Source organism: Chitiniphilus eburneus, from assembly GCF_005048205.1.
Lineage (GTDB): Bacteria > Pseudomonadota > Gammaproteobacteria > Burkholderiales > Chitinibacteraceae > Chitiniphilus > Chitiniphilus eburneus.
The window spans coordinates 1-17,903 of the sequence record NZ_SUMF01000033.1; the positions used below are offsets into that span (position 1 = coordinate 1).

The 17,903-nt window shown below is 66.2% G+C and carries 9 protein-coding genes; 1 reads left to right on the forward strand and 8 read right to left on the reverse strand.

Annotation, left to right across the window (positions count from 1 at the left end; genetic code table 11):
• The coding region (locus FAZ21_RS17475) for a ComF family protein (RefSeq protein ID WP_136774716.1) at window positions 1-328 on the forward strand (328 nt) is incomplete at its 5' end.
• Between the two features lie 132 nt (window positions 329-460).
• Here FAZ21_RS17475 and FAZ21_RS17480 read toward each other — a convergent pair.
• From FAZ21_RS17480 to FAZ21_RS17515, 8 genes are all read right to left on the reverse strand, one after another.
• Window positions 461-1,561: an SGNH/GDSL hydrolase family protein gene (locus tag FAZ21_RS17480; protein ID WP_246038765.1), complete on the reverse strand. Its 1,101-nt coding sequence runs from the start codon at window positions 1,559-1,561 to the stop codon at window positions 461-463.
• 353 nt (window positions 1,562-1,914) lie between these two features.
• Window positions 1,915-5,760: a translocation/assembly module TamB domain-containing protein gene (locus FAZ21_RS17485; RefSeq protein WP_136774718.1), complete on the reverse strand. Its 3,846-nt coding sequence runs from the start codon at window positions 5,758-5,760 to the stop codon at window positions 1,915-1,917.
• Window positions 5,761-5,910: 150 nt separating this feature from the next.
• Complete coding sequence (locus tag FAZ21_RS17490) at window positions 5,911-7,662, reverse strand: autotransporter assembly complex protein TamA (protein ID WP_136774719.1); 1,752 nt, start codon at window positions 7,660-7,662, stop codon at window positions 5,911-5,913.
• A 982-nt stretch (window positions 7,663-8,644) separates the two neighbouring features.
• Window positions 8,645-9,217, reverse strand: coding sequence for a chalcone isomerase family protein (locus FAZ21_RS17495; protein ID WP_169307476.1), 573 nt, complete (start codon window positions 9,215-9,217; stop codon window positions 8,645-8,647).
• A gap of 252 nt (window positions 9,218-9,469) precedes the next feature.
• Window positions 9,470-10,675 (reverse strand): acetyl-CoA C-acyltransferase, encoded by a 1,206-nt coding sequence (locus FAZ21_RS17500; protein WP_136774721.1) that lies wholly within the window; start codon window positions 10,673-10,675, stop codon window positions 9,470-9,472.
• A gap of 119 nt (window positions 10,676-10,794) precedes the next feature.
• Window positions 10,795-13,179 (reverse strand): 3-hydroxyacyl-CoA dehydrogenase/enoyl-CoA hydratase family protein, encoded by a 2,385-nt coding sequence (locus FAZ21_RS17505; protein WP_136774722.1) that lies wholly within the window; start codon window positions 13,177-13,179, stop codon window positions 10,795-10,797.
• 593 nt (window positions 13,180-13,772) lie between these two features.
• Complete coding sequence (locus tag FAZ21_RS17510; RefSeq protein ID WP_136774723.1) at window positions 13,773-15,245, reverse strand: OmpP1/FadL family transporter; 1,473 nt, start codon at window positions 15,243-15,245, stop codon at window positions 13,773-13,775.
• Between the two features lie 192 nt (window positions 15,246-15,437).
• Window positions 15,438-17,894: an acyl-CoA dehydrogenase gene (locus FAZ21_RS17515; RefSeq protein WP_211243517.1), complete on the reverse strand. Its 2,457-nt coding sequence runs from the start codon at window positions 17,892-17,894 to the stop codon at window positions 15,438-15,440.
• Window positions 17,895-17,903: the final 9 nt, after the last annotated feature.

A 17,903-nucleotide genomic window follows, 5' to 3' on the forward strand; every position in this document is an offset into this window, starting at 1 on the left:
GCCGCTGGCGGCGGACCGGCTGCGCGAACGCGGCTTCAACCAGGCACAGGAACTGGCCGCCACGCTGGCGCGGGCCTGGCGCTTGCCGTGGCATGCCGAGCTGCTGCTACGGGCACGCGGCGGCGCCCATCAGGCCCGTTCCAGCCACGCCGCGCGGCTGCGCAACGTACGCGGCGCATTCCAGGCGCCGCAACGGCTGGATGGCGCGACCCTGCTGCTGGTCGATGACGTGATGACCAGCGGTGCCAGCCTGGGCGCCTGCGCCAAGGTATTGCTCAAGGCGGGCGCCGCGCGGGTGGAATGCTGCGTGCTGGCCCGGACGTTGTAGCGCGCGAAAACGTACCCCAACCTTGAACCACAGCGGATGGTACGCAGCGGCGTTGGCCCGCCTTCTCCGGCGCCCGCGCCAATGAAAAACGGGCCGCCCGAGCGACCCGTTCTTCACGCAATGCCGCCGTGATCAGTGGACCGAGGCCACTTCCGTCGCCAGCAGCGAGGCCGTCACCTGGTCCGCCCAGATCGCGTGCGCGCGGGCGGTGGGATGGATGCCATCGGCAAACAGGTAGGTCAGGTCGGCCTTGGGCGCGACCAGCGTGTTCGGCGAGCAGATCAGCGCCGACAACGTGGCCGGATTACCCGGTGTGGTGTAGCTGTTGCACGCCGGCGTGGTCACGTTGGCGAAGCCGTAGGTGGCGGGCGAGGCCACCACATCGCGGATCAGCTTGGCGGTATCGAACACCATCACGTCCATCGCGGCCAGTTGCTGCGCCACCGCCGCGTTGTACGAGGCGGAAAGCTGCGTGGCCAGGCCGGCCGTGGTCGGGCCGAGGGCCAGGAACTGCGGCGTATAGCCCAGCTCGGGCAGGTTGGCATAGATGATGTGGGTGGCGCCGGCGGCCTTCAGGCGGCCGATCTGCGTCACGACGGAAGTGACGGTGGCTTGCAGGAACGCGGGCGCCGCGGCTTGCAGGTTGGCCGGCGGCGTGGTGCTGAAGAAATTGAAGAAGTCGTTGGCGCCGGCCTGGATCAGCACCAGTTGCCCATCGTTGAACGCGCCACCGTGCTCGGCGAGATAGTCGTCGATCTGCGTCTTGATCGAGCGGCTGGTGGCCCCCTGCACCGGCACCGTGCCGACGCCGGGGATGGTCTGGGTGGCCACGCCACCGTTGGCCGCGTCCACTTCCAGACGGGCGCCGCCTTCGGCGTAATCGGTGCCGCCCAGCTCGGTGACCTTGCCCCCCGCGCCGACGATGCCGAAGTTCACCTGCTGGTTGGGCGTGAGCGGCAACCCCAGGTTGGCGGCGATATAGCCGGCCCAGGTGCCGCCCGGCTTGGTGGTGAACATCAGACCGCTGGCGCTGTCGTTGCTGGGATCGGCATCGGCCGTGGTGGGATTGAAGGTACCGGCATCGGTCAGGCTGTCACCGAATGCCACGATCTGGGTGTAACCCGCGGAATGGCTGGGCGGGGTTTCGTTGACCGATTCGACACCGTCGCCGCCACACGCGGCGAGGAACAGAGCGGCCAGCATCGCGGCCAGCGGACGGGTGCGCAAAGTCATGCGGATCACGAATATCTCCTTGATTTGTGGTTTTTTTCGCGCCGCTGCGAAGGCGGGGCGTATCGGGGCACCGGGACGGTGCGGGGTACAGGTGTCACTGCACTGACATGAAACAAAACACGCCGTCATTGTCGGCAACAATAAGCGCTTTCGCCAAGACGGTCGTTTGAAACGCTGCGGGAGAAACCCTGCATCCTGAACCACTGGGGGCAGTGAGCACACCGGGGGGTCACTGAGAAAACCGGAATCAATGCCTACGTCATTGAATTGCCTGATCCCACGGCCTTTTTTCCCGGTGCAACCCCGTGCGCTCACTGTCCTCTGTGGCTCAAGGTTTGAATCCCCCCCGCCCCTCAATCAAAACTGATCGTATACAACGCATCCAGTGAGCTTTCGTCGGTGCCGAATTTGGTCACCACCGACCAGCGTCGTGAGAGCAGTACGGTGAGGGAAATGGCGTCGGACAAGCCGTCGAAGCTTTTTTCCAGCCCCACCCGCAGCCGGTTGCCGATGCGTTTGCTCACTGTCACCACCTGCGAGGTGGCGCCGTCGGCGCGTTCTTCGGAGCCGAAGCCCACTTCGTCGATGCCCAGCGTTTCCAGGAACTGGTCGGTGAAGCCTTCTCCGGGGTTGCCTTCGGTGAGGATGGCGTTGAGCGCCTGTACCATCACCGCCGCGTCGCCTTTATCCATGTTGTCCGCGCCGTGGCCGAACAGCAGCCACGCCAGTTTCTCGTTGTCCGGCACGGTGGGGTCGGAATAAAGCGATACCTGCGGCGATTGTGCCCAGCCCTTGACCTGCACGCCGGCCTCCACCGCCCCGCCCCGCCGCACCGCCAGGATGTCCAGACTGGGGTTGTCCAGCGGTCCCGTGAACGACAGCACGCCGCGCTCGATGTCCAGCTTCTGGCCATAGGCGCGGTAGGTGCCTTCGTTCACCTTGACCACACCGCTGGCGGACAGCGCCTGGTCCGGCGCGGCGCGGAAACGCAGGGCGCCGGACAGGTCTGCTTCCAGGCCGTAGCCCCGGAATTTGAAGTTGTCGCCCAGATCCACGTCGAACACCAGGTCGGCCAGCTTCAGGCCGCCACCGGGTTCGCGTTTCTCGCGCCCCACCACCACCACGTCGTCCGACAGGCTGGGCACGTCGTTGCCACGGTATTCGATGTTGCCCCGGTCCGCGCGCAGGTTGCCGCTGATCGACAGCCCGGCCAGGCCGTACTTGATCTCGCCGCGCCCGGACACCACCAGTTGCAGGTCGGGCCGGTTCACCAGCAGTAGCCGGTCGGCCAGCAGCACCGCCTGCGCGTCGGCGCCGTCGCGCCGCAAATCGACGCTGCCGGTGGCGGACAGCGTGCCGCGCCCGCCCTTGAAGCGGAACGTATCCAGTTGCACCCGGCGTTCGGTCAGCGTGAGCTTGACGTCGCCGTCGCGCAGGCGGATGCCAGTGGCCTTGTCGTGGATATCCAGCGCGTTGCCGGCCAGGGAGCCGTTGAACACAGGGTCGGACAGCGGGCCGCTGCGGCGCACGTCCAGCTTAAGGCCACCGGCCAGGGTGACACTGTCGCTCAGCAATGGCCCGACGCGCGCCAGGTCGGCCAGTTCGCCCTTCACATGCACGCTGACATCGGCGCCGGGCACGATGGCCCAGCGCGTGGCGTCGATGCGCGTGTCGCCGTCCACCGTCAGTTCGCCGAAGCGGCGGCTCGCGGCCAGCGCCGCGATATGGGTGCGCGATGCGGCGGCCGTGGCGGAGAGGTCCAGGCGGTCCAGTTCCAGCGCCTGCACCTGCCGGCCGACGCGGCGACGCAGGTCGCCGGACAGCCGCTTCACCGTCGCATGCCCGTCCAGGGTGGCATCGGCGCGGATATCCCAGTCCGCCGCCAGCACCAGATCGCTTTCGAGTTCGGGATGGCCGCCGGCCGCCGCCAGCCATTCGGCGGTGGCCAGCCTGGGCGCCCTGCCCCGGGTCTGCAAACGCCCGTCGTGCCAGCCCAGTTGATCGATCTCCAGCCGGCTGCTGCCGATGTCCAGCCGCGCGCCGGTGACGTCCACGCCGGTCTGTCCCGCCTTGATGTCGGCCGGGCCCAGCAGGCGCACCGCCAGCGGCCCGTCGGCCTCGAAGCGGCTCCAGCGGCCCTTCCAGTTCCATTGGTCGTCCAGCGCGCCATCGGCGGTCAGCGCGGCCGCCAGCTTGCGTTCGGCGTAGACGCCATTGGCGTCCAGCACCAGGTGATGACGGGCGCGGGTACCGCTCAGGTCCAGCTTCAGGTGGTTCACCAGCGCGTCGAAGCCAGCGATGCCGGTGGCTTCGGCGCTGAGGGTGAACGGGCTGTCCAGATCGGGATACAGCTCGGCCTTCAGCCGGGCCATGGCGGCGGCAACGCCGAATGGGGTCTGCACGCCGGTGGCGCCCAAGTCCGCGCGCAGAAACGGCCGGCGCCAGTCGCCGCGCGCCGAGACCGTGCCATCGACGTGGCCGCTGAAGCCCTGCCCCACCTGGCTCAGGTCGCGCAACGCCAGCACCGCCTGCAACTGGTCTTTCGGTTGCCCGAGCGCGCCCGTGACGGTGACGCGGTTGTCGCCCAGCGCCAGCCACAGATTGGCTTCGCGCACCTGCCCGGGGGTTACGGTGAGTTTGCCTTCGCCGGCCAGGGGGTGGCCGTTGAAACGGCCCGGCTTCAGCGCATAGCGCAGCGCGACGTCCAGTTGCGGCAGCAGGGCACCGCTGGCCTCGATGGTGCCGCTGATGTCGCCGGCCGGCGCGCGCACGAAGTCGGCCGGATTCCAGTGGTCCGCCACGGCCTTGATCTTGAAGTCCTGGCGTTCCAGGCCGAATTCGCCCTCGGCCTTGAGGCGGCTGTCGCCGCGCGCCAGCTCCAGCGCGCGCAGCGCGATGCGCCGCTCCTTGTCCGGGTTGATCCAGCCGGCCTCGGCGGTGACGCTGGCCTTGAGGTTCGCATCCTCGATCCGGGCGCGGACATCCGGCGCGCGGTATGGGCCATTGAGCGCCACCGTGCCCGACAGCGCGGTATTCAGTTGTCCAGAATGGAGTGCGGCCAGGTCCAGCCCCTGGATGGCGATTTCGGCCTGCAATTTGTCCTGGGTGAACTGCCCGCGCCCTTGCAGCGCTCCCTTGCCGGGAAGCTGCGCCGCCAGCCGGGTCAGGTCGAACCAGTCCTGGCCCAGCGCGAACTCCGCGTCGGCGCGCTCAAACGGTAGCCGCTGGGCATCGATGCGCCCCGGCTCGTGGTTGACCACGCCCAGCTTGCCGGTCGCGCCCTTGCCAGTGGGTGACAGGCTGAGATCCAGGTCCAGGTCGGCACGGGGCAGGCCCGCCTGCAAGGCGGCCGGGTCGATGTGTTCGGCGGTCACGCGTGCCTGCAACAACATGGCGTAGGCATAGGGGGCGAATGCGTCGGCGCGCAACGTCACTTTGGCGCGCATGCGTTCGCTGTCCACCTGGCCTTCCACGCCCAGGTCGCGCAGGTTGCCGGACAACTTGAGCGCGGTGGTCACCGTGTATTGCTCGATCCGCCCGCCGAACTTCAGCTCGCCGCTGGTGGCGAACGGGCTGCTGCCGTCCAGTTGCAGTCTGGCCGTGGCATTGCCGCGTGGCGTCTTGAGCTGTTGCAGCACCAGGCTGTGCCGCTGGCCGTTGCTGTCGAGCGTGGCCCGCATCGCCTTCAGATCGACCGGCGTGCCGTCGATGACCAGCCGCGCCAGCCGCAGTTGCTCCAGCGAGATCGACAACGGCAGGGTCAGGTCGCCGGGCGGCGGCGACGGGGGTTTGTCGGGGGGCTGCGGCTTGGTGACGACGTGCACCTCGCCCACATCGAGCAACCGGATCACCAGTTGCCGCAACATCAGGCGGCGCGGCCGCCATTCCAGGCGCACGCGGTCGATGGTGACGCGCGCCGCCTCGGTATCGACCACCAGCCCGCGCACGGTCGCGTCGCGCCACAGGCTGCCCTCCAGCGTGGCGATACGCACCACGCCGCTATCGTTCACCCGCTGCACCAGCCACGCGTGGCCGCCGGGCTGGTCCAGCCAGCGTGCAACCCCGTAGCCGACGCCAGCCAGGATCAGGAGCAGCAACATGGCGCCCGCCAGCAGCCAGCGCCAGCGAAAACGGCGGCGGCGCGGTGGGGGCGGCGGCGGGTCGTCCTGCGCCGGAAGGGGTTGGAGATCGTCAGCCATCAGGGCCTGTCATGTTCTGGGCGGTGGATCAATGGCATGAAACCGGACACGTCGGCGGGCAACGCGGCGCGCGCCTCGTGGCGGCGCCGGCCTGGCCGGGAACGCGATGCCGCATGAGGCGGCGCGTGGCGGGCATTCATCGTGGCGCGCTCAAAATGCCACGCCCATGGCGAAATAGAAGCGAACCTGGTCTTCGTCCAGGCCATAGGCCACGTCGGCGCCCAGCACGCCCACCGGGCTGACCCAGCGCGCGCCGACGCCGACGCCGGTCTTGCCGGAATAGTCGCCCCAGTTGTTGGCCGCATCGCCGTGATCGACGAACACCGCCGCGCGCCATTCCTTGTAGATGGCGTGCTGGTATTCGACGGTGGCGGTGCCCAGCACGCGCCCGCCCTTGACGGTATCGCCATCCATCACGCCCAGGCTTTCGTAGTCGTAGCCGCGCACGCTGTTGCTGCCCCCCGCGCGGAACAGGAAATCCGTCGGCACCCGCGAGGGGTCGCGGGTGGCGGTGTTGCCCAGCTCCAGCCGCCCGATCAGCACGTCGGCATTGCCGACCGGCCAGTAATAGGTGGTGCGTCCATACAACCGCAGGAACGTTTCGTCGGAAAGCACGCCGCGCACGCCACCGGCCACTTCCAGTTGCAGCACCGAGCCATTGCGCGGGTTGCGCTGGCTGTCCAGCTCGCGTCGGACCCACTTGTAGCCCAGCGCCAGCGTCTGCGGATTCTCCACGGTGCCGTCATCCAGTTCGCGACGTTCGGCCAGGTACTCCAGCCCGATGATCCGGTCGATCTTCTCGCTGGTGGAGGTACGCGTGATACCCGCCTTGTAGGTGTCGGAATCCAGGTTGTTGGAGGTGGAGCGCTCGCCCGAGGCAAAGATGCGGTGGCTATAGCCGCTGGCATGCTTGGGAAAACTCAGCCCCACTTCGATCGCCTGTTCCAGTTGTTCCAGCCGGACATCGCTGTCAAGAATCCAGCCACGACCGGCAACGTTGTTGTAGCGGTGCGTGACTTCGCCCCGGAAACCGGTGTTGGTGCTGTAGCCCGCGCCCAGCGTCATTTTCTGCATCGGCGCCTCCTGCACGGTCACGTGGATCGGCGCTTCGTACGGCGGCTCGCCCGTGAGCGAGGGCTCGACGATGACGGTGGAGAAATTGGGCATGTCCTGCAAATCGTTCTGAAGCTGTTGCAGGTCGCGCCGACGAAACTCGGCACCGCGCTCCAGGTGCACCTGGTCGCGCACGATGCGTTCGGGATAGCGCGACAGGCCGTCGATGGTGACCTCGCCATAGCGGTAGAACGGGCCGCTGTCGAGCACCAGGCTCAGGTCGGCGCTGGCCGTGGCCGGGTCGATCTTGGCTTCGCTGTGGGTGATGCGCGCGGCGGGGTAACGCTGGAACTGCAAGGCGGTCAGCGCGCGGCGCTTGTAGGCGCTCCAGGCGGATTGCGCGAACGGTACGTCCTTGGAGAGCGGCGGATCGCGTTCCAGATAGCTGCGCATCCGGTCGCGATACTCGGGGTCTTCGTTGATCGGCCCTTCCAGTTGCAGCGAAACGCTGCGCACGATGGCCAGCTTGCCGGGATCGAGCGTCACCTGGACATGGTAATGCCCCGCATCCCTTTCCAGGCGCGCTTCCACCTTGGGCTTGAAGTAGCCGGCGGTATTGAGCAGCGCTTCGGCGTCGGCGGGCGTGCGCTCGACCACGGCGCGCAGTTCATCGACCTCGATGCCACGGCTGCGCCATTTATAGAGATCGAGATACCGCTCCAGCAGATCGACGGCGTCGCTCGGACCCTCGATGTCCACGGAATACGCTTCTTCCTGCGCCATCGCGCTCAATACGCAACCGCCAAACGCCAGGGACAGCAGCAGTACGTGGGGACGGAAACGGGGCATGGGCTGGCAGGACGGGGAAAGTCGCTACTCTACCGAACAAGGCAGGGCGCGGGTATGGGGACGATCCCGAAATAGTGCAAATCCGGGCACGCGCAGGCGACGGACAAAAAAAGACGCCCAGCTCATAGCTCGGGGGGAGCTGCAAGACTGGGCCAGGATGGAGGAGTCGATAAACGGTCAAGAGACCGTGAGAAGCCTAGAAAAGCTCAATACAGTGCACGGGTTAACCCACCCCGCGCCGGGGATCAGCGAGCCAGCGTCAGACGCCAGCCGTAGGATTTGATAAGCAGACGCTGACTGTCTTCAACGTTGCGGATGATCTTGAACAGAGTACGCATTTTATTCCTTCTCCTTTTGGGTCCGGATTGACCTTCAGTGGTGCGGTCGGTTTTGACCACAGACGAATCTTATCAAAACTACATTTCCCTCGCAACACTTTTTGTAGAAAAACTACGTACATATCGATGTTTCACAATGTAACTTACTACCTTATTTTGGCCGGAAGCCTTACAAATTATAGGATTAATGCGTAGTAATACAAAAACGACAAGTACATCAAAACGTAGCAAAACTACTGCACCACGTTGGAAAACTACAATCGCCCCCTGCCCGGAAATGGCGCACATCCTGGGTTTGGCCGGCTTTTTCAGTGTGCAGTGCAACATGAGGACGCTCGTTGCCCCATCCTGCGCCGAACATGACATGGACATGGAAGTTGAAAGCCTGCGGCGTGGCGTATCCGCAGCGCACGTCGCCCATCAGGCGCAAAAGGATGGCCAGCCGGTCGGATGGGAGGGATGAATGGCGGCCAGTAAGAGGCCGTATGTAACGGCAGCGCAGCCGAAGCCGGCGGATGACAGGGTGCGACGCGACTGGGTGCGAACGAATCGAGGCGCCCGACGTCCCCAGGATGGAGACGCCGTGGCAATGGGGGGCCGCCACCCCGGGCGGGGTCGGCGCCCAGGGCGACGCGATGGCGGGATCAGTTGCCCAGCAGCTTGCCCTTCAAGCTGTCCTGCACCGGATCGTTGCCCAGCCAGATCGACAGCATGGCGCTGGCGAAATCGTCGCCGGCGATCAGCGGATACGCCTTGCCCCGCACGGCGACGCGCGTGCCCTGCCCCGGCACGAAGTCGAGCTGGATCACGTCGCCCTTGGCCACCGACTTCACCTCCTTGAACACGCGATCCAGCGCATCGAGCTGGGCGGCGTACTGTTTGAGGCCCACCTTGCCCACGTTGTCCTCCAGGCCATCGACAAACGATTCGTGCATGGTGGCGGCGGACACTTCGCGCAGCATGCGCAATTCCACCCGGCGCGGCGTGTTGGCGCGGATCACGGCGTTGGCATCGTTGCCGCGCCTGGCGGTGTACAACGCGGCGACGTAGACATCGACGACGATCTTGGTCCGGACGCCGGCGCCATTCAGCGCCAGGGCCTGGCCAGCGACCTCGGCTTTGTCCGGCACGGTCTGGCCGGCCAGGTCCAGCGCGTGCGCGCCGGCCACGCTCAACAGCAGGCTCGCCGCCAGCAGGCTTTTCTTGATGGGATTCATGTCAGTCTCTCCTAGGGTGCCACGTCGCCAGCGCATGCCGTTCGCCGCGCTGGCCGATGGTCGTGATGAAGTCCGCGTAACCGGTCGTTGCGGGCCATGCCCGCAAAAAAAGACCCGCGACGAACGCGGGTCAAAGACAGGCAGAGCAAAACCGGGGCAAAGCCGTTCCCGCGCGGGCCACGGCACGCGGGGAACAGGGGCTTGGCGAAAACAGTCATGGCAGGGGCCGGCCGGCGGACGCCGGCCGGTTGCTCACAGCGCTTGCAGGATGCCGGCCGCGCCCATGCCGGTGCCGATGCACATCGTCACCATGCCGTACTGGCCAGCCATGCCCTTGCGGCGCATGCCGTGCAGCAGCGTGGCGGTACGGATGGCGCCGGTGGCGCCCAGCGGATGGCCCAGGGCGATGGCGCCGCCGTTGGGGTTGACCCGGGCAGGGTCCAGGCCAAGATCGCGGCAGACCGCCAGCGCCTGCGCGGCAAACGCTTCGTTCAGCTCGATCCAGCCCAGGTCGGCCAGCGACAGGCCGGCCAGCTTGAGCGCGGCCGGGATCGCTTCCTTGGGGCCGATCCCCATGATCTCGGGCGGCACGCCCTTGACCGCGAAGGTGACGTACCGCGCCAGCGGCGTGAGGTTGTATTCCTTGAGTATCTTTTCAGATACCAGAATCACCGCGCCGGCGCCGTCGGACATCTGCGAGCTGTTGCCGGCGGTGACGCTGCCCTTGGCGGCGAACACGGTCTTCAGCCTGGCCAGCCCTTCCATGCTGGTATCGGGACGCGGGCCTTCGTCGGTGGCCAGCGTCTTCTCGCTGAGCCGCACTTCGCCGCTGGCGAGGTCCGGCGTGCGATAGGTGGCCACCAGCGGCGAGATTTCATCGGCGAACGCGCCCGATTCGATCGCGGCCAGCGCACGGCGGTGCGATTCCACCGCGAAGGCATCCTGGTCCTCGCGGCTGATCTGCCATTGCGTCGCCACCTTCTCGGCGGTGAGGCCCATGCCGTAGGCAATGCCGAGGTTCTCGTCCCGGGCGAAGATCTCGGGGTTGAGCGCCACCTTGTTGCCCATCATCGGCACCATGGACATGCTCTCGGTACCGGCCGCGATCATCACGTCGGCCTCACCCAGCCGGATGCGGTCGGCGGCCATCGCCACCGCGTTGATGCCCGACGAGCAGAAGCGGTTGATGGTGACGCCGCCGACGGTATGCGGCAGGCCGGCGAGCAAGGCGCCGATCCGCGCCACGTTCATGCCCTGTTCCGCTTCCGGCATGGCGCAGCCGACGATCACATCCTCGATGCGCGCGGGGTCCAGCCCCGGCACCTGCGCCAGCGCGCCTTTCAGCACGTGGGCCAGCATGTCGTCCGGGCGCACATGGCGCAGCATTCCGCGCGGCGCCTTGCCCACCGGAGTGCGGGTGGCGGCGACGACGTAGGCTTCCTGTATCTGTTTGCTCATGGAGAGCTCCTAATACCTGGGTGGCAGAACCACCGGATTCAAATCGGCTGGAAAACAGTCTGCAAGCGAGCAAGCGTAGCGAGGCAGGCATCGGGTGCCCCCCTCGCCTCGCACTTCGCTCAGTTCCGCAGGGGCTTGTTGTTTTCCAGCATGTACATGATGCGTTCCTGGGTCTTGCCGCGTTTGAGCAGGCCCATGAAGCGCTCGCGCTCCAGCTTGAGTATCCATTCCTCGTTCACCAGCGTGCCCGCCTCGACATCGCCGCCGGTGACCACCTCGGCGATCTGCACGCCGATGTGATAGTCGTACTTGGAAATGAAACCGCCTTCGAGCATGTTCACCAACTGACCCTTGATGGTGGCGGCGCCGCTGCGGCCAGCCACCGGGAATGCCTTGGGCTTGACCGGCGGGCGGTAGCCGGTGGCGGCCAGCGCGCGCACCTGGGCCTGCGCCACGTAGAGCAGTTCGTTGGCGTTGAACAGCACCACGTCGGATTCCTTGAGGTAGCCGATCTGCTGGCCTTCCTCGGCACTGGTGCCCACCTTGGCCATCGCCATGGCCATGTAGTAATCCTTGAGCACGGCCAGGATGTCGCCGCCGCGCGCTTCGCGTGCCGCACGCAGCGCGAACTCCTTGCAGCCGCCACCGGCCGGCAACAGGCCGACGCCCACTTCCACCAGGCCGATATAGGTTTCCACCGCGGCCACCACGCGCACGCAGTGCATCAGGAACTCGCAGCCGCCGCCGAAGGCATAACCCTGGGCCGCGCCCACCACCGGCACCTTGGCGTACTTGATCGCCATCGAGGTGTTCTGGAATTCGGCCACCATGGTTTCGATCGCGCCGAAATCGCCGGTCATGAAGGCCGGGCCCATGCTGGCAAGGTCGGCGCCCACCGAGAACGGCGCTTCCGGGTGCCAGATCACCAGGCCGGGATAGCCCGCCTCGGCGATGCGGATCGCCTGCTGCACGCCGGCCAGCACGTTGGCGCCGACAGCGTGGGCCTTGGTGGTGAACGACAGCACCGGCACATCGCCACCGCCACCGGACTGGGGCGGCAGCCACATGCGCACGCTGTCGTTTTCGAACAGCGTCTCGCCGTAATCCGGCTCGGCCTCGCCCACCAGCAGCGGCGGGTAGAGCTGGCGCTGATAGACCGGCAATGCGGAACGCCCGACCAGCCGGTCCTGCGTGGCGCTGTAGCTGCCTTCGGGCGCGTGCACGCCGGTGCGACCGCTCACCCAGGCAGGCAACGGTGTGCTGGACATGGCGCGGCCAGCGGCGATGTCCTCGGCAATGGCATCGGCCACCGCCTGCCAGCCGGCCGCCTGCCACAGCTCGAACGGGCCCTGCTTCCAGCCGAAGCCCCAGCGGATGGCAAAATCGACATCGCGCGCCGAATCGGCGATCTCGGCCAGCATCACCGCCACGTAGTGCCAGACATCGCGCATGCAGGCCCAGAGGAACTGTGCCTCGGGGTGCTGCGATGCGCGCAGGGCCTTGATGCGCGCGGCGGGGTCGGCGGTCTTGAGGATCGCCTTCACCTCGTCGCTGCCCTTCTGCCCCGCTTCGACGTAGTCGCCGGTCTTGGGATCGAGCACCAGCAGCGTCTTGCCATCCTTCTTATAGATACCGGCCTTGGCCTTCTGGCCCAGCGCGCCCTGCTCGATCAGCCCGGCCAGCCAGCCCGGCACCTTGTAGTGGGCATGCCACGGGTCGCCCGCGAGCTTGCCGGTCATGGTGTCCACCACGTGGGCGAAGGTATCCAGGCCCACCACATCCGCGGTGCGGAAGGTGGCGGACTTGGGGCGGCCCATGCGCGGGCCGGTCAGATCGTCCACCACGTCAAAACGGATGCCGAACTGCTCGGCGTGGTGGATGGTGGCCAGCATCGAGAACACGCCGATGCGGTTGGCCAGGAAATTCGGGGTGTCCTTGGCCCGCACCACGCCCTTGCCCAGGCGGGTGACGAGGAAGGTTTCCAGGTTGTCCAGCAGCGCGGCGTCGGTCTTGAGCAGCGGAATCAGCTCGACCAGGTACATGTAGCGCGGTGGGTTGAAGAAGTGGATGCCGCAGAAACGGCGTTGCAGCTCGGCCGGTACGCCATCGGCCAGCGACTGGATCGACAGGCCCGAGGTGTTGGTGGCCAGGATGGCATGCTCGGCCAGATGCGGCGCGATCTTGTGGTAAAGATCCAGCTTCCAGTCCAGGCGTTCGGCGATGGCTTCGATCACCAGATCGCAAGAGCGCAGCAGCTCCAGATCACTGCCGTAGTTGGCGGGCTGGATCAGCTCGGCGCGCGACGCGGACATCAGCGGCGCCGGCTTCAGCTTTTTCAGGTTGTCCAGGGCCTTCAGCACAATGCCGTTGGCCGGGCCATCCTTGGCAGGCAGATCGAAAAGGAATGTCTCGATCCCGGCGTTGACGAGATGGGCGGCGATCTGCGCGCCCATCACGCCCGCGCCCAGAACCGCGACGCGGCGGATATGCACGGTATTGGCCATGTGGTAAGGACCTCGTGTTGACGTATGTGGCAAACAGCCGGCGGGCACTCGTGGCACCCACCGCGCGACGCTGGCTTTTGCGCCAGTCGAATCAGCGGCCAGCACGCCGACCAATCGCCTCACGGCTTTCAGTTGGCGGCGGCGAAACCGCTGCGGCAAACCACCTCCGCCCACCGGAACAGCGCACCGGCTCCCTCGCGGCGGCGAGGGCGGGGGGAGTGGAATCAATCAAGGGAGCGCCGTCGCCGGCATTCCCACCTCTGTTGCGTCCCCGGCTTTGCCGGGGGCTTGCTTCCATCCATTCCCCAATCGCCTCGTATCAGCACCACCAGGCGATCAGGAATCAATCAAGGGAGCGCCGTCGCCGGCATTCCCACCTCTGTTGCGCCCCCGGCTTTGCCGGGGGCTTGCTTCCATCCATTCCCCAATCGCCTCGCATCAGCACCACCAGGCGCTCTGCGGCGAGGGCGGGGGGAGTGGAATCAATCAAGGGAGCGCCGGTACTGGCGCACCGGTGACAGTGAGCGCCCGGCTTGGCCGGGGGCCTTGCACGGTTGGCCCACCCTCAAAGGGCGCCAGTACCCATCAGGCGCTCAAAAGCGGTAGTTCAACTGCGCCCCGAAGATATTGGCGTAGCTTTCGAAGTCCGCCTTGGTATTGGTACCGCTGCCGGTGCAGGACGGCAGGACGCACTCGGTGTTGTTCATGCTGCTGTCGGCGATGTGCACGTAGGTGTATGCCACGTCCAGCGAGATATCCTTGCTGAACGCGTAGTTGGCGCCGATCGAGTACCAGATGCGATCGCTGTCGGGCAGGTTGGCGATGCGTTCGTCGTCGCTGGGAACCGGCGATTCGTCGAAGGCGATACCGGCACGCAGCTTGAGCGGGCCGCTGTACTGGTAGGTGGTGCCCACCGAATAGCGGTTGGTGCTCTTCCAGCTCTGATCGATCACCGCGTCCGGCAGGCCGCTGTCGAAGCCCAGCCGCAGTTCCTTGAACTTGTTGTGCCAGGTGTGCGTCCAGTCGCCCATCACGGCGAACTTGTCGTTCAACTGCTTGAAGAAGTTCATCGAGAACGAATCGGGCGTATCGACATTCACGGTACCGTTGCCGTCGGTGAAGCCCTGGCCGTTCAGGCCGGCCTGCACCGCGCTGTTCCAGGCGCCGTTGACGGTCGGGCCAACCATCGGCAGCGAGGCGAATACCGAGTTGCCGAAGCTGGACGGACGGCTCCAGTCGGCGTCGCCTTCCAGTTTGTGGCTGATGCTGGAACGGTAGGCGGCGCCGAGGCGCAGCGTTTCGTCCACTTCCCACAGTACGCCGAGGTTGAAGCCGAAGGCCCAGTCGTCGCCCTCGTAGCTCAGCTCGCCGTCGTAGTTGGTGTTGCTCATCATGGCCTCGGCGGCCTGGTGCAACTGAGTCGGGGTGAGCACCACGCCCTGCGCGGCCAGTGCCTGGGCAAACGCCGGCAGGCTGGTCGAGGCCAGGGTGCCGAAGTCCGCCTTCTTCTTGAACTTGGCCTTCATGTACTGCACGGTGGCGCCCACGCCGATGGACAACTGGTCGTTCACCTTGTAGGCGAACTGCGGGTTGATGGCGAAGGTCATCATGTCCAGATCGATGCCGTTGTAGCGGCCGGCCCAGTTGTCGTCGTACTTGGTCTTGTCGCCGAACGGCACGAACAGGCCCAGGCCGCCATACATCTGGTCGTTGAACTGGTGTGCCCAGTACATCTGCGGCACCAGCACCGGGCTGGTGGGGCTATCGCCGCCCGGGCCGTAGATGGTGGCGCCTTCGGCGTTGGTGCTGCGCAGGTTGGATACATCGATATGCGGATCGACCACGATCAACGCGCCCGAGATATTGTCGCCCTTCAGCCGGGTAAGGCCTGCCGGGTTGTAGAAGATCACCGTCGCATCGGTGGCTTCCGCACCGTTGGAATTGGCGACACCCTGCGAGCTGACGCTCTGCGTGCCGAAGTGATACCCGGAAGCCATCGCCTGCCCAGCCAGCAAGGCCAGGCTTCCCGCCCCCATCAGACGTAATGCAACTGCGATCTTATTCATAGGTAGTGCTCTCCGTGTTTGGCAGCGAGTGGCTGCGTAATCCCACACTCTTGCGGTGGTGGTCTCTTTCGTTCCAGTGGCCGCGTATCGCGCCCGTCGTCAGTGCCCCGGCTCCCCCAGCCTTGGCCCATCCCTTGTGCCGGATCGAACCGGCCCCCTCGCGCCGCGCGAGCGCGAGGGTATTGCAGTGTCTTAGATCACCACCCGGCGCATTGCCTCGGGGTCGGCGGACTGCAACCCGGCATCGAAGTCGTCAACCATGATGACTTCGCGCTTGAGGCGGCGCGCACGTTCGACGGCGGCGAACTCGGCTTCGTTGATCAATCCCTTGCCGCGCGCCTCCTGCAAGCGTTCGCGGGCGGTGATGGCCTTGAGCTGGCCCTCGCGCTGCGCACGGCGCAGCTTGCTTTCCAGTCCCTCGGTCTCGATCACGGCCTTGAGCGCGTGTTCCAGCACCCCGACCGGATCGTTCTCGTCCTGGGAGCGGTACATGTATTCCACCAGCCGATCGCGCGAGACGGAGGGCTCCATCAGCGAGCGCGCGATGCGGGTGCCGACGCGGTCGGCCGGGCCCCTCAGGCTCATGCCCAGCGGGAACACCACGCGGCGCATGCCCCAGGCAAGGAAGCGGTTCGGGTGATTGTTGAGGAAGCCGTTCATGGCCTCCTGGCAATCGTACAGCGCCGATTCCACGGCCCAGCGCACCAGCGGACGGTCTTCCTTCGGTTCGCCGTCGTCGTGGAACTTCTTCAACGCGGCGGTGGCGATGTACAGGTTCGACAGCATGTCGCCGAGGCGCGCCGACAGCTTTTCGCGGAACTTCAGGCTGCCGCCGAGCGTGGCCATGCCCATGTCGGCCAGGAAGGCGAAGGCGGACGACAGGCGCACGATATCGCGGTAATTCTGCGCGGTGGGGCCGGATTTCGGCGCGCGCACCAGCCGCGCGCCGGTCAGGCCCATGAAGAAGGCGCGAACCTTGTTGGAGATCACGAAGCCGATGTGGCCGATCACCGCGTCGTCGAACGCCGCGCTGTCGTTGGCCATGGCGGCGCGCATTTCGCGCAGCACGAACGGATGGCAGCGGATGGCGCCCTGGCCGAAGATGATCATCGAACGGGTAAGGATGTTGGCGCCTTCCACCGTGATCGCCACCGGCACCGCCTGGTAACCCTGCGCCAGATAATTGCGCGGCCCGATGCAGACCGCCTTGCCGGCGTGCACATCCATCGCGTCGTTGATGGTCTTACGCATGCGCTCCGTGTTGTGGTACTTCAGGATGCCCGACAGCACCGACGGCTTTTCGCCCATGTCCAGGCCGGTCAGCGCCAGTCGCTGCGAAGCATCCATCTGGTAGGCATAGCCGCCGATGCGCGCCAGCGCCTCGTCCACCCCCTCGAAGCGCCCGATCGACAGGCCGAACTGGTTGCGGATGCGGGCATAGGCACCGGTGGTGTACGCGGCCAGCTTGCCCGACGCCACCGACATCGCCGGCAGCGAGATGCAGCGGCCCACCGACAGGCACTCCACCAGCATGCGCCAGCCCTGGCCGACATAGCTGGCGCCGCCGATCACCCACTCCATCGGAATGAACACGTCCTTGCCCCAGTTCGGGCCGTTCTGGAATACCGAGGTGCCCGGGTAATGGCGGCGGCCGATCTCGACGCCTTCGTGCTCGGTCGGGATCAGCGCGCAGGTAATGCCGATGTCGTCCTTGTCGCCCAGCAGGCGATCCGGGTCGTACAGCTTGAACGCCATGCCCAGGATGGTGGCCACCGGGCCGAGCGTGATGTAGCGCTTTTCCCACGACAGGCGGATGCCCAGCACGTTCTCGTGGCGCTGGCCGGTGCGCGGATCGGTATAGCTGCCGCGCGTAACCACACCGTAGTCGGGAATGCCGCCGGCGTCGGAACCGGCCTCGGGGCTGGTCAGCGCAAAGCACGGAATGTCGATGCCCTTGGCCAGGCGTGGCAGATAGTAATTCTTCTGTTCCTCGGTGCCATAGTGCTGCAACAACTCACCCGGGCCGAGCGAATTGGGCACCATCACCGTCACCGCGGCCGAACCACTGCGGGTGGCGATCTTGGTGACGACGCGGGCATGGGCGTAGTTGGAGAACTCCTTCCCGCCATACTGCTTCTTGATGATCATGCCCAGGAAACCCTGGTCCTTGATGAACTGCCACGCATCGGGCGGCAGATCCTTGTGTTCGTGCGTGATCTTCCAGTCGTCCAGCATCGCACAGAGCTGTTCGGTGGGGCCGTCGATGAAGGCCTGCTCCTCCGGCGTCAGCTTGGGCGCGGGAAACTGGTGCAGGCGGTCGAAATCGGGCTTGCCGGAGAACAGATCGCGATCCCACCACACGGTGCCGGCGTCCACCGCTTCCTGCTCGGTCTGCGACATCGGCGGCGTGATTTTCTTGAAGACCTGGAACATCGGCCCGGTCAGCACGGCGCGGCGCAGCGGTTTGACATTGAGCAGTGCCAGCACCACCAGCACCGCGACGCCCCAGCCCCAGTGCGCGCCACGGCCGAACACGGCGTAGGCGATGCCGCCGAGCGCAAGCAGCGAAGACAGCCACAATGGGGCCCGCCAGTAGGCCAGCGCCATGATGGCGACGAGGATGACGGCCACACAGATCAGCACGGTCATTGGGACAAC

Bases quoted from the DNA above. Each gene is read 5' to 3' on its own strand.
- FAZ21_RS17480 (WP_246038765.1), bottom strand. From the start codon at position 1,561: ATGACTTTGCGCACCCGTCCGCTGGCCGCGATGCTGGCCGCTCTGTTC.
- FAZ21_RS17485 (WP_136774718.1), bottom strand. From the start codon at position 5,760: ATGGCTGACGATCTCCAACCCCTTCCGGCGCAGGACGACCCGCCGCCG.
- FAZ21_RS17490 (WP_136774719.1), bottom strand. From the start codon at position 7,662: ATGCCCCGTTTCCGTCCCCACGTACTGCTGCTGTCCCTGGCGTTTGGC.
- FAZ21_RS17495 (WP_169307476.1), bottom strand. From the start codon at position 9,217: ATGAATCCCATCAAGAAAAGCCTGCTGGCGGCGAGCCTGCTGTTGAGC.
- FAZ21_RS17500 (WP_136774721.1), bottom strand. From the start codon at position 10,675: ATGAGCAAACAGATACAGGAAGCCTACGTCGTCGCCGCCACCCGCACT.
- FAZ21_RS17505 (WP_136774722.1), bottom strand. From the start codon at position 13,179: ATGGCCAATACCGTGCATATCCGCCGCGTCGCGGTTCTGGGCGCGGGC.
- FAZ21_RS17510 (WP_136774723.1), bottom strand. From the start codon at position 15,245: ATGAATAAGATCGCAGTTGCATTACGTCTGATGGGGGCGGGAAGCCTG.
- FAZ21_RS17515 (WP_211243517.1), bottom strand. From the start codon at position 17,894: ATGACCGTGCTGATCTGTGTGGCCGTCATCCTCGTCGCCATCATGGCG.